Raw genomic sequence first — 24,977 nt, forward strand, 5'->3', positions numbered from 1 at the left:
CGGCCCCGTCCGGTCGGGCCGTCCGGCGGCGGCGCGGGTCAGGGGCGGGGTGCCTTCTCGCCGTGCACGGCGGTGTACTCGGCCGCGAGCCACGGGCCCAGGTCGTCGATGAGCATGGTGAGGACGCCCCGGTCCACGGCGGGAGCGCGGTCAGCGGCCGGAGTACGGGCGGTGGCGGCGGCCAGGCGCATCCGGTCGGCGTGCTCCGGGTAGTAGGCGGCGAAGGCCTCGGCGGAGGCGGTGAGGTCGCTGGTCCAGCCGCCCCAGCGGGGCATCACCAGGGTGAAGCCGGTGCGGACGATGCGGCGGGTGACCGCGCGGGTGAGGGCGCGGAGTTCGGCGTCCGTGGTGGCGGCGGCCGCGCGTTTGCGCCAGCCGGGGAGGGCCAGGGCGAGGTCGCCGTTGGTCTCCCGGGCGAGCAGGGAGGTGGGCCGGTAGCGGGGGAGCCGGGTGGCGAGGTCCACGCCGAGCAGCGGGGTGCACAGGCAGGCCACGAACCAGCCCAGATCGTGCCGTTCGAGCTCGCTCAGCAGGGTGCCGGTGCCGAAGAGCAGCACGCCGACGCCGTCGACCTGCGCGAACTCGGCGTCCAGCGCGGCTTCGAGGGCGTCGGCGTCGGCCCGGTCCGCGGCCGTGGGCTCGTGGTGCAGGGCGAGCAGCAGGTCGAGGTCGGAGACACCGGGGCGGGCGGTGCCGCGCGGGATGCTGCCGTAGAGGTAGGCACTGTGCAGCCGGTCGGGGCCGAAGACGCGGGCGATCCGCTCGCGGGCCGCGCCGACCACCGGGGCGAACGGCGCCGGCATGCGGGTGAGCGAGCCCTCCCGGGCGATGAATCCGGCGGCGTCCAGGCCCTGAGTGGTGGTCATGGGGGGCACTCTGCCGCACCACCGGCCCGGCTGACCAGCGAGATATCCGGCCACCCGGTGGCTTGTCGGTGCCGTGTGCAAGCATCCGTCGCACACGAACACGGAGGGCGTGCGCGGGGATCGGCACGGGCACCCGGGGCGGCCGTCGACGACCGATGACCGAGGACCGGCCACTGGCGGGCCCGGAGGCGTGCCGCTGCCACCGGCCGGGAGTCGGACGGTGGCAGCGGGGCGGAGCCGGACGCCCGGTCAGCTCGGCGTGGCCGCCTGCGTGGTCGGGCACGGCGGGAGGGTCGACGGCGCCGTGGTCGCACAGGCCGCGGCCGTCGACTTCGCGCTGGTCGTGACGGTGGTCGCGGCCGATGTGACGGTGGTGGTCGGTTTGCCGGCCGTCGTGGCCGTCGTGGCCGTGGTGGTGGCGGTCGAGGGCGCGGTGCTCGCCGTCGACTTCGTCGCGGACGGCGTGCCCGTGGAGGTCGTCGCCGAGGAGGACGACGGCCCGCCCGAGGAGGTGGTCGAGCCCGAGGTGGTCGAGCCCGAGGTGGTGGCGCCGGACGTCGTGGCACCCGAGGTGGTGGACCCGGAGGTGGTCGAGCCCGAGGTGGTGGCCCCGGAGGTCGTGGCACCCGAGGTGGTGGCCCCGGACGTCGTGGCGCCCGAAGCGGTCCCGGAGGCCGGCGAACCCGACGGCGTGGTCGGCTTCCACACCGCGGGCGGCGGCACGCCCGGCGCGAGGGGGCCCTTCGGCGGTTCGACGGGCTTGTCCACGATCCGGATCTGCCCGGTCGCCCGGGCGAACCAGCCGCCGGTGTCGATGTTCACCAGGACGATCGCGGTCACCGGCTGCGGCGCCGGCACCACCACGATCAGCGAGGACGGCTGGAAGCCCGTCCAGGCCTTCCCGGTGTACTTGGCGTTGCTCATCAGCTTCGGCGGCCCCAGCGGGTTGCCGCAGGCGCAGCGCACCCTGGGCACGCCCTGGGCGTCCACCAGGACGGCCGTCCCGGCCTGCAGCGCGGACTGGTACTCGACCGAGGCCCCGCCCTTGTAGCTGTGGTTGGTCACCCGGGTGTCCACCCGCAGGTACGCCGGGGTGAGCGAGCGCAGGTAGCCGGGAATGTCGGCCTGCGCGATGCCGGCGCCGGCGGCCCAGGCACGGCCGGTGTCCCCGGTCGAGACCATCCCGATCAGGCGCTCGGTGTCGCAGCTGGACTTGCCCATCGCGCCGCCGTACAGCCCCGCGGAGCTGCCCTCGACACTGTGCAGGGCGGCCGACGTACTGCCCGCGGACGTTGCGCCGCCCGGGTGGGTGGTACCGCCGGGCTGTTGCGCCGCCGAGGTGGCGGGAGCGGGCGCCGTCATCCCCTGGGTTTCCACCGACGGGGTGAACGGGGCGGGCCCCGGGTCCGCCGGCGCCTGCAGGGCGACCTCGTTGGCGGCCGGGATCGCCTCGGTCTTGCTGCCCTGGTTGCCGACGATCACCACGGTGGCCACCACGGCCACCACCAGGGTGCCCGCCGCCAGCGCCAGCCCCTTCGGGGAGCGCCACCACGGGCGGTGCGGCCGGCCCCCGGAGCCACTGGAACCGTTGCCACCACCGGAGGGCGGCCCGGAGTCCGCGGGCGGGCCCGAGGGCGGCGGGGGCACGGACGACGGCCCGGAGGTGCCGCCACCGGACGGCGGACCGGCCAGCGGGCCCGACGGGGGGCCGGAGGGAGGGCCGTACGGCGGCTCGGTCGGTGGTCCGGACGGCGGTGGTTGGGAGGTCATCGAGGCTCCGTTTCGCAGGCGGCCGGCGATCGCGTTCGGCACGGGAAGCTCCTGCCACTGGCTTCCCTTTCTCTCCCGGCGCACCGCCCGCCGCAACAGCAGGTGCCCGGGGCGTCGCCGAGCGTGCGCCCCGGGCGTCGGCCACCCTGGAAGCCGAGCGGGCCCGAGAGCCGGAGGCCCGTCGAGCGACCAGGAGGCGGCATGGAGCAGCCCACGACCCGGGCCGCGGGCCCGCCCGGCGCCGTCCGCGGCTGGCTGGACGCGCTCGCCGTCGTGCTGGCCGGGGTGGTCGCGATGGCGGCGGTGGCCGCGCTCGGCCTCTGGCTGGCCGGCGCCGCCGACCTCCCCGACGGCGGCTTCGCCTCGGTGGTCGCGGCGACGCTGGCGCTCGCCGTCGGCGGGTCCGTCCAACTCGACGGCGGCGCGGGCGGCTTCGCCGCCGTGGACGCCGGGATCACGGCGATGCCGCTGACCGTGTCGGTGGTCGGCGCGGTCACGATGGCCGAGGTGCTGCTGCGTCAGCTGCGCTTCCGCGCGGTGGCCGGCGGGCGTGAACTGCTGGGCCGGCTCGCCCGGACGGTCGTGCTGTGGGTGCTCGCCCTCGTCCTGCTGACCCTCGCCGCCCGGCACAGCTTCGTCGTCCCGCTCGGCGGCGACCTCGCGCAGTCGATCGGCGGCGCCCTCGGGCTGACCCCGGAGGTCGGCTTCCACGCGGAGGGCCCGAGCACCGTCGGCATCGGTCTGGCGTGGTTGCTGGCGGTGCTCGCGGCCACCTTCGCGGTGTCCCGCCGGGCGCCGCTGCCGCCCGGCCTGGTGCGCCACCAACTCGCCGTCCGACCGGCTGCGTTCGCGCTCTGGACGGTGCTGCTGGCGTACCTGGCGATCGGCGCGGTGGCGGGGGTGCTGACCGCCGTCGTCAACGGCAACGCCCGGCAGACCATGGCGGTGGTGCTGCTCGCGCTGCCCGACCTCGCCTGGATGGCCTTCGGCCTCGGGCTCGGCGCCGAGTGGCACGGCCGGTTGAAGGGCGCACTCGGCCTGCCCGTGCCCAAGCCGCTCGCCGAGGTGCTGCGCGTGCCGGACGGACAGGAGGCGACGGTCGACCTCGGCACCCTGGCCGACCAGGACGCGCGCGCCTGGTGGCTGCTGCCGCTGGCCGCCGTCGTGCTGCTCGCGGCCGCCTTCCTCGCGGCCCGCCGTTCGCCCCGCACCGTCCGGCTCTGGCAGCACGCCGTCCGGTTCGCGCTGGCCGCCGCCGTCACCATGCTGCTGGTGGGCCTGTGGACCCGGATGGACGCCGAGTACGGGCTCTCCGTGCTCGGCGTCGGCCTCGGCGAGGGCGGTGGCCTGGACGATCTGATCGGCTCCGTCCTCGGCGGCTCCAACCCGGTGGCCGGCCTCGGCAGCGGCAGCCTCACGCTGCGCCCCTCGCTGTGGACGGCCGTCCCGCTCGCGGCGGGCTGGGGCCTGGTCACCGGCGCCCTCGGCGCGCTGCTCGCCACCCGGGTGCGGCACCGGGGAGAGGTCACCGAGGAGGAGCCGGCCGAGAGCTGACGGGCCGGCCGGGGCTCAGAACAGCCGGTGGCCCTGGACCAGGGCGGTCCTGGTGCCGTCGTCGCGGACGTGCCGGAGCTTCCTGACGCCGCTGTGCATCTTCGCGCTGAACAGCAGCGAGGGGCCGATGATCACGCCCGCGGCGGCCAGGGCGAAGAGCAGCCCGATGTTCTGGGTGCTCCGGTCGTCGCCCTCCTCGACGGTCTGGCCGCCCAGGTGGATCAGCATCGGGACGGTGGCCAGCAGCGAGAGCAGCAGCAGCCAGCCCAGCGCCCGGTGCACCAGCTGCTTGGCCCTCGCCCGGGCGGCGCTCTCCACCCGGACGGAGAACGCCCGGAGGCACCGCGGGCAGATGAGGGCGATGTCGCGGTCCCCCTCGGCGGGCCGCGGCGCGCCGCCCTGCGGCACGTGGGAGACGCTCCACCTGACCCTCGTCGTGGTGGGTCCGTGCTCCACGCTCACCCTGCAGCCGAGGCTCACCACGTATCTGTCGCCGATCGTGGACTGTGCCACCGTGCCACCCCCAGACGCCGCCGCGACCGTCACGGGGCAGGCGGATTGTAGCCGTGCCCGCGGCCGGTGAAACAGATGACGTCCCGTCAAAAGGCCTCGGACAGAAGGATCACCGCCGCCGGGACGGCCTGGCCGAGCGCCCCGCGCCACAGCCTGGGCTCCGAGACGAACAGCGTGATCCCGCCCGCGACCATGAAGGCGGCGATGTAGAGGATCACCGCGCGGCCCGAGCCGCCGTGGCCGGAGTGCAGCAGGACCAGGCCGGTGACCAGGCCGAGGGCCAGGAAGAGGTTGTAGAAGCCCACGTTGAAGCGCCAGAGCCGGACCTCCGGGGCGTCCGCGGTGTTGCCGGTGAGCAGGTAGCGCACCCGGGGGTGTCCGTAGAGGAAGCTCTCCAGCGGCCACGCGACGAGGTGGATCGCGGCGGCGACCATGGCGAAGACCTGGCTCACGGCATCCATGACGAGCGGCTCCCTCCGGACGCGAACGGGGACGGCCACGCGGGCGGCGGGTGGACGACCGGCGAGGCCCAGGCGGGGGGCTCCGGCACCGCGCGGGGCACGCGCGGGTCGAACGCCGGGACGACCTGGGTGGGCGGCCCGCCGCCGCCCCACCGGGCCGCGTCGGGGGCGTCGGCCGCGGTGGTGGCCGCGCGCAGCTCGGCGACGAACTGCAGGCAGCTCGCGTACCGCTCCTCGGGCGTCTTGGCGAGCGCCCGGGCGACCACCGCCGTCATCGCGGCCGTCAGGTCGGGCCGGTGCTCCTCCAGCGCCGGCGGCGGGTCGTTGAGGTGGGCCCAGAGCAGTGCGAGGTCGCTCTCCCGGCGGAACGGCGGGGTGCCCGCGAGCATCTCGAAGACCACGCAGCCGAGGCTGTACTGGTCGCAGCGCCCGTCCAGCGGCCGGCCGGAGATCTGTTCGGGCGCCGCGTAGTCCAGCGTGCCGACGATCTGGCCGACACTGGTCAGCCCGCTGAGCGACAGGGACTTCTTGGTGAGCCCGAAGTCCGCCAGGTACAGGTGTTCGGGGTGCTCGCTGTCCGTGCCGGCGGCGACCAGCACGTTGCCCGGCTTGACGTCCCGGTGCACCAGGTCGTGGTCGTGCGCGGCGTCCAGCGCGGAGGCGATCTGCAGGGCCAAACGGGTGGTGCGCTCGACCGGGAAGGGGCCGCCCCGGTTGATCAGGGCGCGCAGGTCGCCGCCCTCGACGTAGCGCATCGCGATGAACAGGATGCCGTCGTGCTCGCCCGCCTGGAACACCGGGATGATGTGCGGGTGGTCGATCGCCGCCGCGGCCTCGGACTCGTGGATGAAGCGCTGCCGGAACACCTCGTTGCGGGCCAGCTCGGGCGCCAGCAGCTTGACCGCGACGGTCCGGCGCAGCCGCAGGTCCTTGGCCCGGTAGACCACGGCCATGCCGCCGCGGCCGATCTCGCTCTCCAGCCGGTAGTCCGCGACCTTCCGCCCGACCAGGCCGGCGGGCAGGCTCGGGGCGGACGGCTGCTCGGCGGAGGTCACGGCTCGCCGGCCTGGGTGGGCGCGTACGGGCCGCCCACGGGCGACGGCGACGCCCCGGGCGCGGGCGACTGCGCCGGTGCCGGGGTCGGCGTGTGCCGCGGGGAGGGCTCCGGTGCGGCGGGCGCCGGCTGCCGGTCGGTGGCCGCGTACGTCTGCAGCTGCAGCCCGTCGCAGTAGCACCAGCGGTCGTGCACCGGGTCGAAGACCCAGAGCGCCTCGCCGTCCACCACCAGGCCCACCCGCAGGCCGCGGGTGCGCTCCCGGAACGCCTCCAGGTCGAGGGTCCCGGCCGCGAGGTCCTCCAGCAGGGCGCGGTAGCGGGCCAGCGCGGCCTCGGCCTCGGCGAGCGCCGGGCGCGGATCGGCGGTCCGGGCGGGCGGGCCCCCGGCGGCGGGCGGCGGCTGCGGCAGGGCGACCAGCAGCCGGCCGTCGACCCAGGCGCTCCAGCCGTTGGAGCACAGGACCTGCGCCCAGTCGCCCTGGCGGCCGAGCAGCTGCAGCGGGAGCAGCGCGTCGAACCGCGCGGACGGCCGTGCCGGGTCCGGGGCCGTCCAGGAGGCCAGTCCGCCCGGCGGGGCGACGTGGGTGGGGCTGAACACGAACTCGTCCATGGGCGGCTACATTTCCTCCGCCGCGCGACCCCCGCCGCGCGCGGCACGACTCGCACCACAGGGTCGGTTCCCACTCTACCGGCGGCGGCCCGACCCGGCGCCGGGCGCGGGTGCACGCCCGCGCCCGGGCCGGCCGCCGGACTACTTGCGCATCACCGAGGGCTCGTGCCGCCGCAGCAGGGCCAGCACCGCCAGGCCGTACGCCACCGAGAGGCCGAGCATCGCGCCCATCCCGACCAGCCAGCCGGTGCGCTCGTGGCGGAACATCGGGTCCGCGGTGATCGGGGACGGGATGGTCAGCCCGTTCAACTGGACCGTCCGGGCCATGGAGGACAGGCCCCACCGCGAGGGGAACAGCCAGGCGAACTGCTCCAGGCCGGGCACGCCGACCAGCTTGAGCATCAGACCGCTGAGGACGATCTGGACGATGGCGAGGAGCACGAGCAGCGGCATCGTGGTCTCCTCCTTGTCGACGGCGGCGGAGACCACCAGGCCGAGCATCATCGCCGTGAACGCGAGCACCGCGACCGCGATGATCAGTTCGGGCAGCTGCGGCATCAGCACACCGCTAGTCACCGGTGGCGGGGAGCCCGGACGGGGCTCGGCGGAGAGCTTGACCCCGCCCAGGCCGACCACGGTCAGCACCGCGGCCTGCGCCACCGTGACCGCCCCGAGGACCACCACCTTCGAGACCAGGTACGCCGATCTGGACAGGCCGACGACGCGTTCCCGCCGGTAGATCGCGCGCTCCTTGACGATCTCGCGCACCGAGTTGGCCGAACCGGTGAGCACACCGCCGAGACAGAGCGTGAGCAGGCAGTTGATGGCGTTCTCGTCGGTGAGCCGGGAGCCGGCCATCACCCGGCACATCAGGCCGATGATGAACGGCAGCGCGATCATGACGGTGAGGAACAGCCGGTCGGCCGCGAGCACCGCGGAGTACCGGCGCACCAGCGTGCCCAGCTGGGAGAGCCAGCTCTGTGGCTTCTCGTGGCCGATCGTCGGCGCGGCCGCCGCGGCGTCGTGCGGCGGGTGGGCCGCCTCGGCCGTCACGTACCGCTGGTACTGCAACGAGGCCCGGAACCGGTCACGGGCGACGCCCTCGGTGTCGCTCTCGAAGGCCTCGAAGGCCTCCGGCCACTCGTCCTGACCGAAGTAGTCGAGTGCCTCGCCGGGCGGCCCGTAGTAGGCCGTCCGGCCGCCCGGGGCCAGCACCAGCAGGCGGTCGCACACGTTCAGGCTCAGCACACTGTGCGTCACCACGACCACCGTGCGGCCGTCGTCGGCCAGCCCGCGCAGCATCCGCATCACCGAGCGCTCCATGCCCGGGTCCAGCCCGGAGGTCGGCTCGTCGAGGAAGAGCAGGGAGGGCTTGGTCAGCAGCTCCAGGGCCACGCTGACCCGCTTGCGCTGGCCGCCGGACAGGCTGGCGATCACCTGGTCGGCCCGTTCGTCCAGGCCCAGTTCGTGGATCACCTCCAGGACCCTGGCCTCCCGCTCCTGCGGGTCGGTGTCGCCGGGGAAGCGCAGCTCGGCGGCGTAGGTGAGCGCGCGGCGGACGGTCAACTGGGTGTGCAGGATGTCGTCCTGCGGGACGAGCCCGATCCGGCGGCGCAACTCGGCGTAGTCGCGGTAGAGGTCGCGTCCGTCGTACAGCACCGTGCCCTGGTCGGCGGGGCGCAGCCCGGTGAGCGCGTTGAGCAGCGTGGACTTGCCCGCTCCGCTGGGGCCGGCCACCGCGAGCAGGGTCTTCTCGGGGAGCGGGAAGCTGACGTCGTCCAGCAGGACCCGGCGGTCCGGGCCGACGTGGACGACCAGGTGCTGGACGTCCAGCGAGATCTCGCCGGTGTCGGTGTACTCGACCAGTCGGCCGTCGACCAGGCACAGCGCGGAGTGGCCGATGCCGACGATGTCCGCGGGGCCGACCGGGCCGCGCTTGACCGGGCGGCCGTTGAGGTAGGTGCCGTTGTGGCTGTTCAGGTCGACGATCTCGTGACTGCCGTCGGGCAGTTCGCGCAGCTCGGCGTGGTGCCGGGAGACCACCAGGTCGTCCAGCACCAGGTCGTTGTCCGGCGAGCGGCCGATCCGCACGGTACGGCCGGGCAGCTGGAGGACGGCGCTCGGACTGCGGAAGACGCCGGAGCTCTCCGGGGCGACCAGGACCGTGCGCTCGTCCGGCGCCGGGGCGGGCAGGCCGGCGAAGGTCGCGGACGGGCCGTCGGCCGGATCGCCGAACCGCAGCCGGGTGCCCGGGCCGACGTCCTCGCGGCTGACCCGGTGGCCGTCGTCGAAGGTGCCGTTGGTGCTTCCGACGTCCTCCAGCAGCCAGTGGCCGTCGGTGGCGCGCAGGATCGCGTGGTGCCAGGAGACCCGGGGGTCGTCCAGCACGATCTCACTGGTCGGGTCGCGGCCGACGTGATAGGCCCGGGTCGGGTCGATCAGCTGGGAGTCGGTCTCGGTGACCAGGACGAGGGGTGGCGCGGTGAGTGCGCCGACGCGCTCTCCCATGCTGGGAATTCTATCGCCGGTGGGCGCGAACGGCCTTCCCGGACCACAGGATTGGACTGGACCACTGTGCCGCGGCGGCACTATCGTTCGGCGTGCCCGCGCGTCGCCGGGCGTCGGGCGTCGGCGAGTGCCGGGCGTCGCCGGGTGGCATCGAGTGCTTCGGAACGGAACCCATGAGCATCTGGCCCCGGTTGCGCCGATCCCGGACCGTCCGAGCCGGGCGTGCCACCGGCCGGGTGCTGCGCTGCGGCCTGATGGACACCATGCTCGCCGACCTCGCCGTCTCGGTCGTGCTCTGCTTCGAGCAGCCGCTGGACGACGACCGGCTCGCCGCCGGCCTGGCCCGCGCCCTGGAACGGGTGCCGGTCTTCGCCGGGCGGCTGCGCACCGTCGACGGGGCCCTGGAAGCGGTCTGTGACGACTCCGGCGTGCCACTGGAGGTCTACACCGTGGACGGCACGCTCGCCGAGGCGATGGGCCGGGTCACGGCGGCCGGCTCCGAACTGGTCGACCGGCTGGACGCACCGGGCGCCCGCACCGGCGGCGCCCCGCTGCTCACCGTCCGGGTCACCCGCACCGCCGACGGCGGGACGCTGCTCGGCTGCTCCTGGCACCATGCGATCGGCGATCTGCACAGCTTCATGCTGCTGCTGCGGATCTGGTCGGCGGCGGTCGAGGGGGAACCGCTCCCGGAGGCCGAACTCGTCTCCGACCAGGACGAGTTGCTGGACGGTGCGCTGCCCGCCGAGGACTGCGGGCGGCCCGGGTTCCGGGTGCCCGCGCCCGCCGAGGCCGAGCTGCTGGCCCGCGAGGTGGCGGCCGGGCCGCGCGCCAACCGGACCGTCCAGATCGCCTTCACCGACACCGAAGTGGCCCGGATGCGCGCGGAGTTCGGTGCCACGGCCGGGCGCCGACTGTCCGCCGGGGACGTGCTGTGCGCGCATCTGCTCGCCACCCTGCGGGAGTTGGACGGCGACGACGCCGAGCGGATGCTGACCGTCCCGGTCAACGCGCGCCGCTGGCTCGGCCTCTCGCCCGCCCTGGTGGGCAACCTGCTGAGCGAGGTGCACGTGCCGCACCGGCCCGGGGACGGCCCGGCGGCGCTGGCCGGCGCGCTGCGGGCGGCGGTCGAGGAGTTCCCGACCGCGCACCTCAACCTCCGGGCCAACCTCGGCTTCCTGGCCGCGCTCGGCCGCTCGCGGCTGCGCGAGTGCGTACCGCTGGGCTTCGACCCGCAGGCCCGCCGGTTCAGCTTCTCCAACTGGAGCCGCTTCGGCGCCTATGCGGTCCGCTTCCAGGGGCAGCGCCCGGTGTTCTTCAGCCCGGCCGCCAACTACCCGCTGCCGTGGGTCTGCTGGACGGTCGAGGGGTTCCGCGGCGAGGGGTGGCTGACCACGGTGGTGCTGCCGGCCCGGCTCGCCGCCCGGGTCCGCGGTGCGGAGGGCCGGGCGGCGCTGCACCGCTTCCGGACGGCGGCCGACGAGCCGCCCGCGTCGGCCGCCGTGCTGCCGAAGGTGATCTGAGCGCCGTCCGAGCGCCGTCCGAGCGCCGTCTGAGCGCCGTCCGGGCGCCGGACGCTACCGGAAGGACCGCTCGATCCCGGTCCACAGCCGGGAGCGGGCCTGCAGCGCGGTGCGGACGGTCACGGCGCAGGAGTCCCACTTGGCCTGGTCGTCGCCGCACAGGTCGATCAGCATCTGCATCGCCATCGGGGTGTGCTGCTCGCCGTCGACCTCGATGTGCCGGGCCAGGTAGTCCTTGAAGACGGTGAGCAGGCCGTCCGGGTCGTCGATCGCGATCACCTGGGCGAACATCTCGGGGATCAGGTCCTCGCGGCCGAAGGCGAAGGCCGCGGCCCGGCAGTGCACCGGGGCGTTCTCGATGACGGACCAGGTCGTGCTCGTGAAGTTCACGGCCGGCTGCGGGACGTCGGCGGCCTTCAGCGCCTCCGGCACGGCGGAACCGGTGCCCAGCAGGGCCAGGAACGCCTCCACCGGGCGCGGGTCGGCGCCGGCCCGGCGCATGCCGTCCAGGTACAGCTCGAAGTGGCTGGTGTAGCCCTCGCCGAGCTCGTCGCTCTCCTCGACCAGCACGATCTCGTTGATCAGCCGCCGGCTGGCCGTCGGGCCGCCGGGCACCCACGGGACCTCGACGCAGGTCAGGTCGCGCTGCAGGCTCTTCAGCAGCGACATGAAGTCCCAGACGGCGAAGACGTGGCTGTTCAGGAAGGTGCGGACGCGCTCGATGTCGGTGAGCGCCGCGTACACGGAATGGCCGACCACCTCGCGGCGCAGGGGGTCGATGGCCTGCTGCAGGCTGGTCAGTCCGGGGTGGGAGCGGTCCCAGTGGTAGCGGTTGGCGGACATGCGGGCTCCTTGTCGGTCACGGGGTGTGCTGCGGGATCGGGGGCCGGTCAGGGGTGCTTCATGACGGCGTACAGCGCGTGCCGCAGCTGGTCGCGGCTCGGCTGCACGGCCCGGTCGAGGGCCGGGGCGAAGGGCAGGACGGCGCCGTCGGGCCGGGTGATCCGGCGCGGCGGGGCGATCAGGCGCAGCTCCTCGGCGGCGGTGGCCAGCACCTCCGCGCCGAAGCCGCAGCTGCGGTTGGAGTCGTCGATCACCACCAGCCGGCCGGTGCGCTGCAGCGAGTCGGCCAGTGCCTGCCAGTCGAAGGGGTGGACGGTGCGCGGGTCGAACACCTCCACCGAGACGTCCGGCGCGACCTCCTCGGCCACGGCCAGCGCGCCGTGCACCAGGTGCCCGAGGGCGACCACGGTGACGTCGGTGCCCGGGCGGTGGATCCGGGCCCGGCCGAGCGGCACCGGGGCGAGCTCCCGGGTGACGGTCTCGCGCACCGGCAGGGCGGCGGCGGGCGCGAACACCACGACCGGGTCCGGATCGCGGATCGCCGAGCGCAGCAGCCCGTAGGCGTCCGTCGGGGTGGCGGGCACCACGGTCTTCAGGCCGGCGTGCGCGAACAGGCTGTACGGGTGGTCGGAGTGCTGTCCGGCCCAGCCGTCCCTGGAGCCGGACCCGGGGACCAGGCAGGTCAGCGGCACGGCCGCCTGGCCGCCGGTCATCAGGGAGAACTTGTGCGCCTGGTTGACGAGTTGCTCGAAGACCAGGAACAGCAGCGAGGGGATCTGGAACTCCAGCACCGGGCGTCGGCCGGCCAGTGCGGCGCCGACCGCCATCGCGGTGAAGGCCTGTTCGGACAGCGGGGTGTCGACGATCCGGTCCGGGCCGAAGCGGTCCAGCAGGCCGAGCGTGGGCCCGGCCAGGCCGGCGCCGATGTCCTCGCCGAAGACGCAGACCGCGGGGTCGGCGGCGAGTTCGTCGGCCAGCGCCCGGTTGAGCGCCTTGGTGTACGAGAGCCTGGTCACGGTGTCGCTCCCGCCCGGGCCCGCAGCCCGTCCGCGTACAGGTGGTCCGATGCGCGCGCCGGGTCCGGGTGTTCGGAGGCGAGCGCGAACTCCTCGGCGGAGGTGAGCTGTTCGGCCACCGATCGGTCCAGCCCGGCGAGCGCCGCGGGGTCGACCAGGGCGGCGGCCCGGGGGAGCGGGTCGCGCCCGCGCCAGGCCTCGACCTCCTCGGGGGTGCGGTAGCGCAGTTTCATCCGGCGTTCCATGGTGTGGTGGCCCTCGTAGCGGTAGGTGCGGCACTCCAGGAAGCCGGGGCCGCCGCCGTCGCGCGCCCGCTCGACGGCGCGCAGGGCGGCGGCGCGGACGGCCTCGGTGTCCATGCCGTCCACCTCCTCGGCGGGGATGCCGAAGGCGGCCGCCCGGCCGGTGGCGCTGCCCGCGACGGCGGTGGCGGCGGGCAGGGTGGTGGCGTAGCCGTTGTTCTCGCAGACGAACAGCACCGGCAGGCGCCACATCGCGGCGAGGTTGAGCGATTCCAGCAGCACGCCCTGGTTGAGTGCGCCGTCGCCGAAGAAGGCCACTGCCACCGGGGTTCGCCCGGGCGGCTCCTGGCCGGTCCGCGCCCGCGGGGCGGTCTGGGCCTGCGGGTCGGCTTGTTGCCGCGGGGCGGTCTGCGCCGGCCGACCGGCCTGCGTCTGCCGACCGGCCTGCTCCTGGCGGGCCTGCTCCTGGCGGGCCGCCCAGGCGGCGCCGACCGCGATCGGGGCGCCGGCGCCGACGATGCCGTTGGCGCCGAGGATGCCCAGGGAGAGGTCGGCGGCGTGCATGGATCCGCCCCGGCCGCCGTTCAACCCGCCGACGCGGCCGAGGAGTTCGGCGAGCAGCCGGTGCGGGGCGGCGCCCCGGGCGAGCACGTGGCCGTGGCCGCGGTGGGTGCTGGTGAGCCGGTCGGCCGGGCCCAGCGCCGAGCAGACACCGACCGCGACGGCCTCCTGCCCGATGTACGGATGGATGCCGCCGGGGATCGCGCCGGACTTCACCAGGCCGAGCGCCAGCTCCTCGAAGCCGCGGATCAGCCGCAGCATCCGGTAGCGCTCGGCGGGCGTGCCGAGCGGGGCGGGGACGCCCGGCGCGCGCACCGCCTCCGGGGGAAGGGCTGCGGCCGGGGTGGCCGTGTCCGGGGGAGCCGTCACGGCCGTCCCCGCCAGACCGCCGGGCAGAACCGCGGGTCGGCGTAGTCCGGCCGGCCGTCGGCGGTGCGGCGCACCAGGACGTCGTGGTTGTACACCACGGGGCTGCCGTCCGCCCGGTCGTGCCGGTGGTACTCGTTGGCGGCGTCCTGCAGGTGCAGCGAGACGGCGCGGCGCGGGTAGGAGGCCAGGTTGGGGCCGCTGCCGTGGTACGTGCGGCAGTGGTGGAAGGACATGTGGCCGCGCGGGATCGGCATCGGGACCTTGGTCACCTGCTGCCCGTTGTGGGCGGCGTTGGCGGCCAGGATGCCGTCCAGTTCGGAGCGGTCGCGGTCGGCGAAGTGCCGGGTGGAGTCCTCGCCGGAGGGCAGCTCCCGCCAGCGGTGGCTGCCGTCGACCATGGTGATGGTGCCGTTCTCCTCGTGGCAGTCGTGGAAGGGGATGAAGGCGGTGAGCATCTCCTGCGAGGTGCAGGTCTGCCAGTAGTGCTTGTCGAAGTGCCACGGCACCCGGTTGCTCGGCTCCCCGGGCACCGGCGGCTTGTAGATCAGGGTGGCCTGGAAGATCCGGATCTCCTCCGTGCCGGCGAGCAGCGCGGCCACCGCGCCGACCAGCGGCTTGCGCAGGACGGCGCCGATCGCGTCGCTCTCGTAGTGGACGTAGTCGTTGTGCCGCTGGACGGGACCGTCCGAGGGCTGCCAGGACGCCAACCTGGGCGGACGGACGGGCAGTTCGCGGTCGCGGTGGCCGGTGTAGTACAGCTCGGTGGCGGCCTGCAGGGTGTCCAGCTCCTCGTCGCCGAACAGCCGGCGGGACAGGTACCAGCCGTGCTCGCGGTAGTGGGCGACCTCGTCGGGGGTGGGCAGCAGCGCGCGCTCGGCCTCGGTGAGCCGGAACTCGGCGGTCGTGGTCATGGTCGGGCCTCCTTCGGGGGTGCGGGGTGGTCAGGCGGAGGCGGCGGAGCTGTGCCGCTTGATGGCCTCGTACAGGGCCTTGATGTTCGCGGTGCCGAAGGTGCCGGCGCCCTGGCGCTCGATCAGTTCGAGGAAGTAGGTGCGCCGGGGGTGGGTCGAGCGGGCGAAGATCTGGAACAGCTGGCCGCCGTGGTCCTGGTCGACCAGGACGTGCAGGTCGCGCAGGGTCTCCACCGGGATGGCCGTCTCGCCGAAGCGCTCGGCCAGGACGTCGAAGTAGGCGCCCGGGGTGGTCAGGAACTCCACGCCGCGGGCGCGGACGGTCCGGACGGCGGTGGTGATGTCGTGGGTGCTGAAGGCGAGGTGCTGCACGCCGGCGCCGCCGTGGGCGGCCAGGAAGTCGTCGATCTGGCCGGGCCGGCGGCCGGTGTCGGGTTCGATCAGGGTGAAGGTGACCGCGCCGGAGGGGCTCTGCACCACCTTGGAGTCCATGGCCTGCTCGCCGACCTCGATGTGCTCCTCGAAGATCGTGTGGAATCCGAGCGCGGCCTCGCAGAACCGTACGGCGGGGGCGAGTTCGCCGGCCGGGAGGCAGATCGCGACGTGGTCGAGCGCGTCCAGCAGGCTCGGCTCGGGGGCGGGCCCGTCGGTGGGCAGCGGGACGAGGCGCAGCGCGGTGTCGCCGAAGCCGGCGAGCAGCGCGCCGGCGCGGTCCAGGACGCGGGCGCCGTGCCGTTCGGCGCGTTCCAGTGCGGCCTGCGGGTCGGTGCAGCCCAGGGCGAGGACGGCGACGCCGTCCCCGTGCCGGGCGACGAAGTCGGCGACCGGGTGCTCGGGGTCGGCGGCGGAGGCCAGGTGCAGCCGGATGGTGCCCTGGCGCAGTTCGACGGTGCGGGTGCCGTCCGGCGCGGTGGCCGGGGCGTCGGCGGTGAAGCCGTAGTCGGCGCAGAGCCCGGCCGCGGTCTTGTCGGCGTCGGCGCAGTGGAACTCGGCGTGGGTGATGGTCTGGACGGACATCGGGATCTCCCCCCGGAGGGATGGCAGGTGGTGGATCGGTGGGCCGGCGCGCTATCCGGCGGCCCCGGCCCGGGCGGGGCCGAGGACCAGGCTGAGGTTGTGGCCGCCGAAGGCGAAGGCGTTGCTCAGCGCGGCGCGCACCGGGGCGGACCGGGCGCTGCCCCGGACGTGGTCGAGGTCGCAGGCCGGGTCGGGGTCGGTCAGGTTGAGCGTGGGCGGCAGCGTCCCCCTCGCCACCGCCAAAGCGGTCACCGCCGCCTCCAACGCGCCTGCGGCGCCCAGGAGGTGGCCGGTGGCGCCCTTGGTGGAGCTGACCGCGGGCCGGTGCGCGCCGAAGACGGCGTGCAGGGCCGCGGTCTCGGCCACGTCACCGAGCTTGGTGCCGGTGCCGTGGGCGTTCACGTAGTCGATGTCGCCCGGGGCCAGGCCCGCGCTCGCGAGCGCGGCGCGCATCGCGTCGGCGGCACCGGTGCCGTCGGGCCGGGGCATGGTCGGGTGGTGGGCGTCGGTGGAGGCGCCCCAGCCGATGACCTCCGCGTAGCCGCCGGCGCCGCGCGCCCGGGCGTGCGCCGCGCTCTCCAGGACGAGCACCGCGCTGCCCTCGCCGAGCACGAAGCCGTTGCGCCGGGCGTCGAAGGGCCGGCTCGCCTGCTCCGGTTCGTCCCAACCCTGGGCCAGTGCGCGGGCGTTGGTGAAGGCCGCGGCGATCGTCGGGTGCAGCGAGGATTCGGTGCCGCCGCACACCACCACGTCCGCGTCGCCGGCCCGGATCAGCCGCAGGCCCTCGGCGATCGCCTGGGCGCCGGCCGCGCAGGCCGTCACCACGGCGGAGCTGTACCCCCGGATGCCGTGCTTGATGGCGACCCGGGCGGCGGCCATGTTGGAGAGCATGCCGGGCAGCAGGTACGGGCTGACGCCGGGGCGGCCGCGTTCCAGCCGGCGGTGCGACTGCTGCTCGAAGGTCTCCAGCCCGCCGCCGCCCGTCGCCAGCACCACGGCGGTGCGGTGCGGGTCGGCGTCCCGGCCGACCACCAGGCCCGCGTCGGCGAGCGCGTCGTCCGCGGCGGCCAGCCCGAGCAGCACGAAGCGGTCCACGCAGCGGGTCTCGGTGGGCGGCAGCACCTCCCGGCCGTCCACGGCGGGGGCGATCCCGGCGGCGGGCAGCCAGCCGTGCGCGGCGTGGCCCTCGGGGACGGCGCGGATGCCGGAGCGGCCGGCGGTCAGCGCCTCGAACACCTCGGCGGGCTTGCGGCCGAGCGGGGTGACCAGGCCGATGCCGGTGACGACGGCGCCCTCGCGGCCGGTCATGCGCCGACCGCCGAGAGGTGGCGCTGCCGCAGCAGGACCTTGCGGACCTTGCCGGTCGGGCCGAGCGGGATGTCGTCCCCGGAGACCACCGACACCCGGCGGACGGTCGCGGCGGTGGGCCCGTCCAGGGCGGCGAGGACGGCCGCGGTGCGGTCGAGCGACGGGTCGGCGCCCTCGGCGAGGAGCAGCAGGACGTCGGTGACCACCCGCTCGCCGTCCCGGAACGCCACCACCGTGCAGTCCAGCACGTCCGGGTGGGCGGCCAGCACCCGCTCCTCCGACATGGCGGTGAACAGCCTTCCGCCGTCGCCGAGTTCGACCGAGTCGACGGCCCGGTCGACGTGGTAGTAGTAGCCGTCCTCGTCCCGGTACACCAGGTCCCCGGTGAGGAAGCGGCCGCGGACCCGGGTGCGGAAGGTGGTGGCCGAGTCGTTCCAGTAGCCGAGCGCCAAGGTCGGTGAGGCGGTGGCGAGTTCGCCGACCTCGCCGGGGCCGAGCGGTTCGCCGTCCGGGCCGAGCACCGCGCAGTCGACGAAGGCGTGCGGGCGGCCGACGCAGCGGCCGTAGCGCTCGGTGCCGGGGCCGTGGGTGATGAAGAAGTGCGAGTGGCCCATCTCGGTGGAGCCGAGGCCGTCCACGAACTGCGAGCCGGGGACGCGGGCGCGGCCCGCACGGGTGACGGTCTCCCGGCTGCCGGTGGCGATCAGGCGGCGGATGTGCACCTCGTGCGCGCAGTCGCCGGTGTTCCACCAGAGCGCGACGGAGGTGAGGTCCCGGGCGGTGAGGTCGTGGCGGGCCAGGTCGGCCCAGGTGGCGGCGAAGCCGACCACCCCGGTGGGCCGCCACCGCTCGATCGCCTCCAGCACGCCGTCGCCGGACTGCCGGGACAGGAGGGCGAGCCGGGTGTGCGAGCTGAGCGCGAGGTTGAGCGCGATCAGGGTCGCGGCGTGCGGTGCGGGCAGGGCGCTGAGCATGCGGTCCTGGCCCTGCGGGCGGGGCAGCCGCAGCCGGTGGCGGATCGCTGCGTACAGGCTCGCGTGCGAGTGGACGACGGCCTTGGGCAGGCCGGTGGTGCCGGAGGAATGGGTGATCGCCACCGGATCGCCGGACCAGTGCCGGTACGGCTCCGGGGCGTCGTCCGGGTCGCCCGCGCCGAGGGTGCCGATCTCGGGCAGCAGGGGAGCGCCGGGCTCGTGGCCGGCCAGTACGGCGAGGTGGGCCGGGTCGGCGAGGACGCCGGTCGCGCCGAGGCGGGAGATGTAGCGGGCGGCGCGCTCGCCGTCCAGGTTCGGGTTGAGCAGGGCGGGGACGGCGCCGAGCCGGGCCAGGGCGAGGAAGGCCAGCACGTGGTCGGCGGCGTCGCTCGCGTAGACCACGACCGGGTCGCGCCGGGTGACGCCGAGCGCGTGCAGGGCGGCGGCCCGGGCCCGGACCGCCCGGTCGAGCTCGCGCAGGGTGAGCGGCTGCCAGGCCGGGTGGTGGTCCACCGGGGTGTCGAAGGTGAGCAGCGGCTCGTCGACGTCCTGCCCGAGCGCGATCCGGGCGGTCAGGACGTTGCCGGCGCCGACGTCGGGGTCGTCCGCGAGCAGGGTGCGGAGACTGCGGATGGTCACGGGGGTGGATCCCTCCCTCGGGGCCGGTGGACGGCCCGGGCGGCTGATCGGATGGCAGCGTCGGTCGGCCGCGCGCGGGCGGCAGGGGCGCTCGGGACTGCTCTGGGCGTGCAGGGGGTGCAGCTCGTGCTGGGCGTTCGGGGTTTGTAGGGCGGGCGGGGCGTTCAGGACGTTCGGGGCCCGTTCGGCGCGTTCAGGCCGACGGGCCCGCGAGCAGGACGGCCGCGGCGTGGTCGCCGTCGGGCGTCTGCTCGGCGGCGACGACCAGCACCCGGTCGGCGTCGCCGTCGGCGAGCAGCAGTGCGGCGAGTTCGTACGCCTCCGCCGGGACGCGGCCGGGTTCGGCGGCGGCCGGACAGATCGCCACGACGGGGCCGGTCAGGCCCCAGCGGGCGGCGATGTGCCCGAGGACGGCGTTGGGGTTGGACTGGAAGAACAGCAGCGGGCCGGTCCGTCGGCCGGGTTCGGCGCTCTGATCGATGGCCCGCGCGGTGGCGAGGTCGCCGCTCGCGCTGGCCAGCAGCAGGGCCGTCCGCCCGGGGGCGGGTGGCGGGCCGTGGTGCTCGCGCAGGCAGCGGTCGGCGGTGTCGGCGACCAGCGGGTTGAAGCCGGAGGCCGCGAAGCCGGGCAGCGGTGGCGGTGGCCCGGTCAGGCCGGGGGAGGGGCGGCGGGCCTCGGCGAGGACCCGCAGGCCGTGGGTGTGGTCGGCAGCGGTGGTCATGGTGGTGTCGGTGTCATCCCGGGGCCAGCAGCAGCGCGGTGTTGGCGCCGCCGAAGGCGGAGTTGAGGCTGAGCGCGTGGGCGGGGCGGGCGGTGCGCGGGCCGTCCAGGACGAGGTCCAGGCCGACGTTCGGGTCGGGGCCGAGCCAGCCGGCGTTGACCGGAAGTTTTCCGGTGCCCAACGCGCCGACGAGGACGGCGAGTTCGAGCAGGGCGGAGGCCTCCAGGGCGTGCCCGTGCACGGACTTGCTGGAGCTGACCGGCAGGTGCCCGGTGTGCGGGCCGAACACCCGCCGCAGGGCGCGGGCCTCGGCCAGGTCCGCCAGGAGGGATCCGGTGCCGTTGGCGTTGACGTAGCCGACCTCGGCCGGTGCGACGCCCGCGCGGGCGAGCGCGGCCTCGATCGCCCGGGCCACCCCGGTGCCGTCCGGTTCGGGGCGGCAGACGTGGTGGGCGTCGCCGGCCCGGCCCCAGCCGGCCAGCCGGGCGAGCACGGACGTACCGCGGCGTTCGGCGGCCGCGGCGGCCTCGACCACGACGGCCGCGGCCGCGTCGCCCAGCAGGGTGCCGGTCCGTCCGGCGCTGAACGGGCGCAGCTCGCCGTCGTGGGCCAGTGCGCGCCCGGCGTCGAAGACGGCGAACACGCCCGGCTCGACCAGGTGGACGGCCGCGACCAGGACCCGCTCGTGCCGTCCGGTGGCCACCGCCGCGGCGGCGTCGGCGACGGCGGTCGCGGCGGCGACGCAGGCGCCGGTGTACACCCGGCTGACGCCCGCGGCCGTCCGGCCGGCGCGGAGCCCGGCGGCCACCGCGTCGACGGTGGCGCGGGTCCGCTCGTCGCTGTGCAGCGCGAGCAGGACGGGCAGTGCGGTGCCCTCGGTGGCGCCCGGGCCGGCCTGGTGGCAGGCCTGGGCGATCGCGTCGAGCACCGCCACGGCCGGGGCGGGCGAGGCGGGCGCCGACCCGGAGCCGGGCGCAGGGGGGCTGGTCGGCGGCGCGCTCGGCAGTGCTGCACCGGACAGCAGGGCGTCGGGCAGCAGCGCGGCCCGCTTGGTGCGGCGGGTCCGCACGTCGAAGCGGGTGACCGGGCCGAACGCGGCCTTGCCGTGGGCGGCGGCCTCGGTGAGCGCGGCGAGCCCGCGCCCGGCGGCGCTGAGCACGCCGACACCGGTGACCACCGGCCCCGCCCGGCCCAGCGGCCCGGGAGGTCCTGCGCCCGTGGCGACGCCGCTCACGGCCGGGCGCCCGCGGGCTCGGCCGGACCGGCGCGCTCGGCCAGGACGGCGCGCTCGGCCAGGACGGCGCGCTCGGCCAGGACGGCGCGCTCGCTCAGGACGGCGCGCTCGCTCAGAACGGCGTCGCGCAGCAGGGCGGTCGCGTCGTCGACCGTCCGCACCGCGCCGAAGCGCTCGTCGTCCAGGTCCAGCTGCAGGCCGTAGCGCTGCTCGAACTCGGCTACGAGCCAAGTGAGTTCGAGCGATCCCACTTCCTCGGGCACGGTGTCGGCGGCGCGCTGCCCGAACGCCGCCAGCATCGTGAGCACCTCGGCCCGCTCCGGGAGGTCGTCCGGACGCGGGGCGCCGGTCACGCGGCGCTGCCGGAGGTGGCGGCGAGGGCGTCGATCCGCCGGGCGACGTCGGCGGTGAACTCGTCCAGGGTCATCAGCGCGGTGGTCTCCATCTCGTCCAGGTCGAACTTGATCCCGAACTCGTCCTCGACCTGCACCGAGAGGTCGGCCAGCGCGAGGGATTCGAGGTCCAGCCCGGCCGGGCCGAGGTCGGTGTCACCGGTGGCCTCGGAGACGTCGTACTGCATGTCGGTCAGGGCGGCGAGGACGAACGCGCGGATGCGGTCCTGCATGGTGGTGGCTCCTTGTCGGGGTTCTGGTGCGTACGTGCGGGGGTGCGCGGCGGGGCGCCGGGTCAGCGCGCGGCGGCCGCGCCGGCCGTGGCGGAGCCGCGCAGGGCGGCCGGGTCGCGCAGCAGCTTTCCGGTGGAGGTGCGGGGGAGGACGGGGAGCAGGGCGAGGCGGCGCGGCCGCTTGTAGGCGGCGAGGCGGCGCTCCAGTCCGGCGTGGAGCAGGGCGAGGTCGGCGTCGGGTTCGGTGGCCAGGTAGGCCTCGATCGCGCCGTCGTCGAAGACGACCACGGCCTCGCGGACCCCGGGCAGTGCGGTGAGGGTCTGCTCGACCTCGGTGAGGTCGACCTTCAGACCGCCGATCGACACCTGGGAGTCGAGTCGGCCGAGCACGGTGACCAGGCCGTCGCTCCCGTCCAGCCCGGCGGCGTCCCGGGTGTGCAGCCAGCCGTCCGACCAGCGCGTCGGGTCGTCCAGGCCGGGGTACGGGGAGGACGCCGCGGAGAGCTGCAACTCGCCCTCCACCAGGCGCAGTCGCATTCCGTGGACGGGGCGCTTGGCCGGGTGGAGGGTGCCGTCGAGGTCGGTGGCGATGACCCCGGTCTCGGTCATGCCGTACATGGTGCCGAGCGGGACGCCGTAGCGCTCGGTGAACAGCGCGGGCAGGCCCGGGCGGACCAGTTCGCCCGCGACGATCATCCGTCGCAGCCGCGGCAGCGGCGGGGGAGCGACCGTCCCCGCCAGCAGTTCGGCGTGGAACGGCACTCCGATGACGGTGGTCGGCCGGTCGGAGCCGGCGACCGCGGCGAGGATGCCCGCCGCCGTCATCCGCTCCGGCACGGTGAGTGCGGCACGGGCGTGCAGGCCGTTGAGCAGCCCGCCGACCAGGCCGAGAACGTGCACGACCGAGGAGAGCAGGACGACTCGTTCGCCCTCGCCGGGGAACTCCACCAGCCTGCGGTAGCAGTCGAGTTCGCGCAGCAGGTCGCCGGCGGTCCGGGCGATGACCTTGGCCGGGCCGGTCGATCCGGAGCTGAGCTGGATCAACGCGTGCCCGGTGCGGGCCAGTCGTCCGTCCGGCAGCGGGACGGCCACCGGCTCCACCTCGGAGAAGCCGCGCAGTGCCGCCGCGGGCCGGTGGGCGGAGCCTACCAGCACCTGCGGGGCCAGCCGCGCGACCGCCGCGTCGATCTCGTGGTCGGTCAACCGGTGGTCGAGCAGGGCGACTTGGGCGCCGATCCGCCAGCATGCCAGCAGCACCGCGACGAACGCCACCGAGGGCGGCAGCCGCAGCGCCGCCGTCCCGCCGGGGCCCAGCCCGGCCGTCGCCAGCCGTACGGACTGCTCGTCGACCAGGGCACGCAGGGCGTCCCGGTCGAGCGGCGCGCCGAGGCGCAGGCACTCCTCGCCGCCCGGGCCGGCCAGCAGCAGGCGATCGACCCAGTCGTCCGGTGCGTCGGAGTGCGGCGGTGCCGCGGAAGGCGGAAGTGGAGAGGAAAAGCCGGTCAACGCGGCTCCACACAAGTGAGGGGATTTGACATGAACGCCGTTCACAACCAAAGCGGTCAATTCCGTTGCCAGACCATGGCACAGACGTTTGGTCAAATCAAGGTCTATACCAATGTGCCCGTTGCTCCTACGCTGCCGAACCGGGACCGGCCCGCGCGTGGCCGTCCGGGAACGAGGAACGCCCGTGGGAGTACTCACTCTGGCCGGGATCGAGCGCACGGCGCGCGAACAACTTTCCCCGGAAATCTGGGATTTCATCGAAGGCGGCAGCGGGGCGGAACGCACCCTGGCGGCGAACCGGGAGATGTTCGGGCGCTATGCGCTGCGCCCGCGCACCCTGGTCGACGTCTCGGACTGCGACCCGGCACTGACCCTGCTCGGCGCACCGCTCGCGCTCCCGCTCGGCATCGCCCCGATGGCCTACCACCGCCTGGTCGACCCGGAGGGCGAGACCGCCACCGCGCGCGCCGCCGGCCGCGCCGGCGCCCTGCTGGTCGCCGGGATGTTCGCCAGCCGCACCCTGGAGGAGATCGCCGGGGCCGCCACCGGCCCGCTCTGGCTGCAGTTGTACTGGCTGCGCGAACGCGCCGTCCTCGCCGCCCTGGTGGAACGCGCCGAGGCGGCCGGCTACCACGCCCTGGTGCTGACCGTGGACGCCCCCCGGATCGGCCGCCGGCTGCGCGACCTGCGCAACGGCTTCGCCGTCCCGCCCACCGTCCGCGCGGTCAACCTGGACCCGGCCCTGATGACGGCCAGCCACCGTGCCGCGAAGGGCAGTTCGGGCATCGCCGAGCACGCCCGCGAGCAGTTCGACCCCACCCTGAGCTGGGGCGACCTCGCCTGGCTGCGCGAACGCACCCGGCTGCCGCTGGTCCTCAAGGGCATCCTCACCGCCGAGGACGCCCGGCTCGCCGTCGAGCACGGCGCCGACGCCGTCCTGGTCTCCAACCACGGCGGACGCCAACTCGACGGAGCCGTACCGGCGCTGGCCGCCCTGCCCGAGGTCGTCGACGCCGTCCCCGCCGACCTGCCCGTGCTGCTCGACGGCGGCGTGCGCACCGGCGCGGACATCGCCGTCGCCCTCGCCCTCGGCGCCCGCGCCGTGCTGGTCGGCCGTCCCGCGTTCTGGGGCCTCGCCACCGACGGCGAAGCCGGAGTCCACCGGGTGCTCGGCCTGCTGCGCGAGGAACTGGAGCACACCATGGCCCTGTTGGGCCGCCCCCGGCTCGCCGACCTGGACCGCACGACCCTCGCCCCCTGGCCCTGCGCCCCGGGCTGAACCGCGCGGCACCCGCGCCACGTACCTTCGAGAGGAAGACCCGGATGACCGAGCAGAGTGACCGATTCCCCGGCTGGGACTGGGACGATCCCGACGGCCTGGCCACCCGCCTGGACGCCTTCAGCGCGCAGGTCGCCACCTGCGACACGCTCGAAGCGCACCCCGGCGGGCTGCCGCACGACCACGCGGACTTCCGCGAACTCGGCCTCACCGGCATCGAGTTCGCCGCGTTCCGGACCGCCCACCCGCAGGGCCTCGGAACCGACCTCGCCGCCCTGTGCACCTCGCCGGGCGGCGGGCCGCAGGCCACCGCCGAGCCCGGCACCCTGTACCGCGTCGACGGCGACCGCTGGTTCACCCGGCTCGACGTCTCCGAGCCGCTGCCCTTCGCGGACGCCAGCGTCGACTGGGTGTACGCCGAGCACCTCATCGAGCACGTCACCATGCCCGTCGCGGTCGGCTGGCTGCGCGAAGCCCGCCGGGTGCTGCGCCCCGGCGGCGTCCTGCGCCTGACCACCCCCGACCTCGCCCGCTACCTGGTCGGCTACGCCACCGGCGACGGCTTCCTCGCCAAGCACCGCCGACGCCTGACCACCCTCGGCTTCGGCCCGCCGATGCCGGCCCGCCCGGCCTTCCTGGTCAACCAGATCTTCCGCCACTACGGCCACCAGTGGATCTACGACCTGGACGAGCTGCGGCACGTCCTCACCCTGGCCGGCTTCGCGCCCGAGCGGATCCGCCCCTGCGCCTACCGGCAGGGCGCCCGGGCGGACGTCGCCGACCTCGACACGGCCTTCCGCACCGACGAGACGATCTACGTCGAGGCCGACCGCTGACCACCCCCGACCACCCGCCCGACCAGCCCCGGAACC

Annotated in this window: 23 protein-coding genes; 4 read left to right on the forward strand and 19 right to left on the reverse strand. The window is 75.3% G+C overall.

Features of this window, described 5'->3' with window-relative positions; translation table 11 throughout:
• Positions 1-38 precede the first annotated feature (38 nt).
• Together ACIRST_RS18430 and ACIRST_RS18435 are read right to left on the reverse strand one after the other, a co-directional pair.
• On the reverse strand, positions 39-866 hold the full coding sequence (locus ACIRST_RS18430; RefSeq protein ID WP_350520905.1) for a nucleotidyltransferase domain-containing protein: 828 nt from the start codon (positions 864-866) through the stop codon (positions 39-41).
• Positions 867-1,115: 249 nt separating this feature from the next.
• Complete coding sequence (locus ACIRST_RS18435; protein ID WP_402803130.1) at positions 1,116-2,636, reverse strand: DUF6777 domain-containing protein; 1,521 nt, start codon at positions 2,634-2,636, stop codon at positions 1,116-1,118.
• Between the two features lie 201 nt (positions 2,637-2,837).
• On the opposite strand from ACIRST_RS18435, the gene ACIRST_RS18440 reads away from it, so the two are divergent.
• Positions 2,838-4,190, forward strand: coding sequence for a streptophobe family protein (locus ACIRST_RS18440; RefSeq protein ID WP_402803131.1), 1,353 nt, complete (start codon positions 2,838-2,840; stop codon positions 4,188-4,190).
• Between the two features lie 15 nt (positions 4,191-4,205).
• Here the strand turns inward: ACIRST_RS18440 and ACIRST_RS18445 are convergent, their stop codons facing one another.
• From ACIRST_RS18445 to ACIRST_RS18465, 5 genes are all read right to left on the reverse strand, one after another.
• On the reverse strand, positions 4,206-4,703 hold the full coding sequence (locus tag ACIRST_RS18445; RefSeq protein ID WP_350520902.1) for a hypothetical protein: 498 nt from the start codon (positions 4,701-4,703) through the stop codon (positions 4,206-4,208).
• A gap of 86 nt (positions 4,704-4,789) precedes the next feature.
• Positions 4,790-5,164, reverse strand: a complete 375-nt coding sequence (locus ACIRST_RS18450; protein ID WP_350520901.1) for a DUF1304 domain-containing protein — start codon at positions 5,162-5,164, stop codon at positions 4,790-4,792.
• Positions 5,152-6,219 carry a serine/threonine-protein kinase gene (locus ACIRST_RS18455; protein WP_402803132.1) on the reverse strand — a complete coding sequence of 356 codons (1,068 nt, stop codon included), beginning with the start codon at positions 6,217-6,219 and terminating at the stop codon, positions 5,152-5,154. Before ACIRST_RS18455 ends, ACIRST_RS18450 begins: the two co-directional genes overlap by 13 nt.
• The gene (locus ACIRST_RS18460; protein WP_350520899.1) at positions 6,216-6,830 is read right to left on the reverse strand and encodes a hypothetical protein; all 615 of its coding nucleotides are present in this window, start codon (positions 6,828-6,830) and stop codon (positions 6,216-6,218) included. The genes ACIRST_RS18455 and ACIRST_RS18460 overlap by 4 nt, the downstream gene beginning before the upstream one ends.
• Before the next feature lie 141 nt (positions 6,831-6,971).
• Positions 6,972-9,338 carry an FHA domain-containing protein gene (locus ACIRST_RS18465; RefSeq protein WP_350520898.1) on the reverse strand — a complete coding sequence of 789 codons (2,367 nt, stop codon included), beginning with the start codon at positions 9,336-9,338 and terminating at the stop codon, positions 6,972-6,974.
• Positions 9,339-9,511: 173 nt separating this feature from the next.
• On the opposite strand from ACIRST_RS18465, the gene ACIRST_RS18470 reads away from it, so the two are divergent.
• Positions 9,512-10,861, forward strand: coding sequence for an acyltransferase (locus tag ACIRST_RS18470; protein WP_402803133.1), 1,350 nt, complete (start codon positions 9,512-9,514; stop codon positions 10,859-10,861).
• A gap of 54 nt (positions 10,862-10,915) precedes the next feature.
• Here the strand turns inward: ACIRST_RS18470 and ACIRST_RS18475 are convergent, their stop codons facing one another.
• The 12 genes from ACIRST_RS18475 to ACIRST_RS18530 all read right to left on the reverse strand — a co-directional run bounded on the left by ACIRST_RS18475 (position 10,916) and on the right by ACIRST_RS18530 (position 22,826).
• A complete protein-coding gene (locus ACIRST_RS18475) occupies positions 10,916-11,704 on the reverse strand; it encodes a DUF3050 domain-containing protein (RefSeq protein ID WP_402803134.1) in 789 nt (262 codons plus the stop codon).
• A 47-nt stretch (positions 11,705-11,751) separates the two neighbouring features.
• Positions 11,752-12,720, reverse strand: coding sequence for an alpha-ketoacid dehydrogenase subunit beta (locus ACIRST_RS18480; protein ID WP_402803135.1), 969 nt, complete (start codon positions 12,718-12,720; stop codon positions 11,752-11,754).
• A complete protein-coding gene (locus ACIRST_RS18485) occupies positions 12,717-13,784 on the reverse strand; it encodes a thiamine pyrophosphate-dependent dehydrogenase E1 component subunit alpha (protein WP_402803163.1) in 1,068 nt (355 codons plus the stop codon). Before ACIRST_RS18485 ends, ACIRST_RS18480 begins: the two co-directional genes overlap by 4 nt.
• Positions 13,785-13,888: 104 nt before the next feature.
• Positions 13,889-14,803, reverse strand: coding sequence for a phytanoyl-CoA dioxygenase family protein (locus tag ACIRST_RS18490; RefSeq protein ID WP_402803136.1), 915 nt, complete (start codon positions 14,801-14,803; stop codon positions 13,889-13,891).
• A gap of 30 nt (positions 14,804-14,833) precedes the next feature.
• The gene (gene hppD, locus ACIRST_RS18495) at positions 14,834-15,820 is read right to left on the reverse strand and encodes a 4-hydroxyphenylpyruvate dioxygenase (protein ID WP_402803137.1); all 987 of its coding nucleotides are present in this window, start codon (positions 15,818-15,820) and stop codon (positions 14,834-14,836) included.
• 51 nt (positions 15,821-15,871) lie between these two features.
• Complete coding sequence (locus ACIRST_RS18500; RefSeq protein WP_350520892.1) at positions 15,872-17,128, reverse strand: beta-ketoacyl-[acyl-carrier-protein] synthase family protein; 1,257 nt, start codon at positions 17,126-17,128, stop codon at positions 15,872-15,874.
• Positions 17,125-18,741, reverse strand: coding sequence for a class I adenylate-forming enzyme family protein (locus ACIRST_RS18505; protein WP_402803138.1), 1,617 nt, complete (start codon positions 18,739-18,741; stop codon positions 17,125-17,127). Before ACIRST_RS18505 ends, ACIRST_RS18500 begins: the two co-directional genes overlap by 4 nt.
• Before the next feature lie 193 nt (positions 18,742-18,934).
• Complete coding sequence (locus ACIRST_RS18510; protein ID WP_402803139.1) at positions 18,935-19,462, reverse strand: hypothetical protein; 528 nt, start codon at positions 19,460-19,462, stop codon at positions 18,935-18,937.
• 13 nt (positions 19,463-19,475) lie between these two features.
• Positions 19,476-20,639: a beta-ketoacyl synthase N-terminal-like domain-containing protein gene (locus ACIRST_RS18515; protein ID WP_402803140.1), complete on the reverse strand. Its 1,164-nt coding sequence runs from the start codon at positions 20,637-20,639 to the stop codon at positions 19,476-19,478.
• 53 nt (positions 20,640-20,692) lie between these two features.
• Entirely contained in the window at positions 20,693-21,049 is a 357-nt protein-coding gene (locus ACIRST_RS18520) for a hypothetical protein (RefSeq protein ID WP_402803141.1), read from the reverse strand.
• Entirely contained in the window at positions 21,046-21,321 is a 276-nt protein-coding gene (locus ACIRST_RS18525; protein WP_350520887.1) for a phosphopantetheine-binding protein, read from the reverse strand. Before ACIRST_RS18525 ends, ACIRST_RS18520 begins: the two co-directional genes overlap by 4 nt.
• A 62-nt stretch (positions 21,322-21,383) precedes the next feature.
• Positions 21,384-22,826 carry a class I adenylate-forming enzyme family protein gene (locus tag ACIRST_RS18530; protein ID WP_402803142.1) on the reverse strand — a complete coding sequence of 481 codons (1,443 nt, stop codon included), beginning with the start codon at positions 22,824-22,826 and terminating at the stop codon, positions 21,384-21,386.
• Between the two features lie 184 nt (positions 22,827-23,010).
• Between ACIRST_RS18530 and ACIRST_RS18535 the strand changes: the two genes are divergently transcribed.
• Complete coding sequence (locus ACIRST_RS18535; protein ID WP_402803143.1) at positions 23,011-24,105, forward strand: alpha-hydroxy acid oxidase; 1,095 nt, start codon at positions 23,011-23,013, stop codon at positions 24,103-24,105.
• A gap of 44 nt (positions 24,106-24,149) precedes the next feature.
• Positions 24,150-24,941, forward strand: a complete 792-nt coding sequence (locus ACIRST_RS18540) for a class I SAM-dependent methyltransferase (protein ID WP_402803144.1) — start codon at positions 24,150-24,152, stop codon at positions 24,939-24,941.
• The last annotated feature ends 36 nt before the right edge of the window (positions 24,942-24,977 follow it).

Source organism: Kitasatospora sp. NPDC101447 (genome assembly GCF_044767225.1).
Taxonomy (GTDB): Bacteria; Actinomycetota; Actinomycetes; order Streptomycetales; family Streptomycetaceae; genus Kitasatospora.

Coding starts and splice junctions, on each gene's coding strand:
- ACIRST_RS18430 (WP_350520905.1), bottom strand. CDS start 866: ATGACCACCACTCAGGGCCTGGACGCCGCCGGATTCATCGCCCGGGAG.
- ACIRST_RS18435 (WP_402803130.1), bottom strand. CDS start 2,636: ATGACCTCCCAACCACCGCCGTCCGGACCACCGACCGAGCCGCCGTAC.
- ACIRST_RS18440 (WP_402803131.1), top strand. CDS start 2,838: ATGGAGCAGCCCACGACCCGGGCCGCGGGCCCGCCCGGCGCCGTCCGC.
- ACIRST_RS18450 (WP_350520901.1), bottom strand. CDS start 5,164: ATGGATGCCGTGAGCCAGGTCTTCGCCATGGTCGCCGCCGCGATCCAC.
- ACIRST_RS18460 (WP_350520899.1), bottom strand. CDS start 6,830: ATGGACGAGTTCGTGTTCAGCCCCACCCACGTCGCCCCGCCGGGCGGA.
- ACIRST_RS18465 (WP_350520898.1), bottom strand. CDS start 9,338: ATGGGAGAGCGCGTCGGCGCACTCACCGCGCCACCCCTCGTCCTGGTC.
- ACIRST_RS18470 (WP_402803133.1), top strand. CDS start 9,512: ATGAGCATCTGGCCCCGGTTGCGCCGATCCCGGACCGTCCGAGCCGGG.
- ACIRST_RS18475 (WP_402803134.1), bottom strand. CDS start 11,704: ATGTCCGCCAACCGCTACCACTGGGACCGCTCCCACCCCGGACTGACC.
- ACIRST_RS18485 (WP_402803163.1), bottom strand. CDS start 13,784: ATGCTGCGGCTGATCCGCGGCTTCGAGGAGCTGGCGCTCGGCCTGGTG.
- ACIRST_RS18490 (WP_402803136.1), bottom strand. CDS start 14,803: ATGACCACGACCGCCGAGTTCCGGCTCACCGAGGCCGAGCGCGCGCTG.
- hppD (WP_402803137.1), bottom strand. CDS start 15,820: ATGTCCGTCCAGACCATCACCCACGCCGAGTTCCACTGCGCCGACGCC.
- ACIRST_RS18500 (WP_350520892.1), bottom strand. CDS start 17,128: ATGACCGGCCGCGAGGGCGCCGTCGTCACCGGCATCGGCCTGGTCACC.
- ACIRST_RS18510 (WP_402803139.1), bottom strand. CDS start 19,462: ATGACCACCGCTGCCGACCACACCCACGGCCTGCGGGTCCTCGCCGAG.
- ACIRST_RS18525 (WP_350520887.1), bottom strand. CDS start 21,321: ATGCAGGACCGCATCCGCGCGTTCGTCCTCGCCGCCCTGACCGACATG.
- ACIRST_RS18540 (WP_402803144.1), top strand. CDS start 24,150: ATGACCGAGCAGAGTGACCGATTCCCCGGCTGGGACTGGGACGATCCC.